We start from the raw sequence: 1,088 nt of genomic DNA, 5'->3' as shown, positions 1-1,088 counted from the left end.
TACAGCGGATAGTGACAGTGCTTGTAGTTGTCCGTGTCGATGATCAGGTTGTCGAGATACCCCATCGGTCCACCTTCACTTGAGTCGTTTCTAGTCTGCGAGCACTGCGCGCGATCCTGCGAACTCCACCCTCGGCCCACCTTGGCCTTCAGCGGCGCAGCAGACCAGGCCCCACGGCAGGCCTACACAAGGTTTTAACGTTTCTACATCGCCGAGAAACGCAGGCCGGCACCGTCGTCAGGCCGTGACCGGTGCGGCGTCGAGGACGCGTCGCCGCATGGTCTGGAAGAGCGGGCCGTCCGCCTCGGCGGCGGCGAGCGCCGCGCCCCAGTCGGGGTCGGCCAGCAGCGCGCCCCACCTGCGTTCGAGGTCGGCGAGGTCGGCGAAGCGCAGGGTGTAGACGAGCTCACCCCAGGAGTGCTCGCCGATCAGCGTGCGCCCCGCGCTGACCAGCTCCATGCCGTGCTTGGCCAGCAGCGGCACGGTGGCCGAGGTGAACAGCTCCACGACCGCGCCGAGCCTCCCGGGGACGGCCACGTACTCCCGGACCTCGAAGATCACGCCCGGCCCCGCTCGGCGAAGGCGGGCAGCACCTGCTCGGCCATCAGTTCCATCTGCGCGACGACGGCCTCGACGGGCTGGCCCCAGGCGATCAGGCAGGCGAGATGGTCCACGCCCATCGCCTCCATGGCGCGGAAGCGCTCGATCATCTTGTCCGCGGTACTGAGGACCGGGTCGGAGTACTTCTCCCACAGGTTGTCCGACGAGGGCGACTCGGTCGCGGCCACGACCCGGCCCGCCTCCACGAACTCGACCTGCTCACCCACGTCCCGCGCCTTGAGGCGGGCCTCCCGGGTGCCCGCACCGGGCCCGGTCTGGGTGAGGGCGAGGTAGTGGTTGTACTCGTTCACCATGTCGTCGAAGTACTCCAGCGCGTCCGCCTCGGTGCGGCCCAGCCAGGTGTGCCGGTAGACCATGACCTCACCGCGCGGCGCGCCGCTCTCGGCGGCGGCGGTGTTGTAGGCCTCGAGGAGCGCCTCGAGGTCCCCGTGCGGCTCGAAGTTGCCCCAGTTCGGCGCCGTGAGCAG

General features: G+C 69.3%; 2 protein-coding genes. Both read right to left on the bottom strand.

The features are described from left to right. Positions 1–237: 237 nt before the first annotated feature. The gene (locus BLS43_RS29185; protein ID WP_093089914.1) at positions 238–561 is read right to left on the bottom strand and encodes an NIPSNAP family protein; all 324 of its coding nucleotides are present in this window, start codon (positions 559–561) and stop codon (positions 238–240) included. Continuing rightward, positions 558–1,088, bottom strand: a 531-nt coding sequence (locus BLS43_RS29180) for an LLM class oxidoreductase (RefSeq protein WP_143030301.1), incomplete at its 5' end; no start/stop codon positions are given. The genes BLS43_RS29185 and BLS43_RS29180, both read right to left, overlap by 4 nt.

This window comes from Pseudonocardia oroxyli, from assembly GCF_900102195.1.
GTDB lineage: Bacteria > Actinomycetota > Actinomycetes > Mycobacteriales > Pseudonocardiaceae > Pseudonocardia > Pseudonocardia oroxyli.
This window is presented reverse-complemented; position numbering and strand designations above follow the sequence as displayed.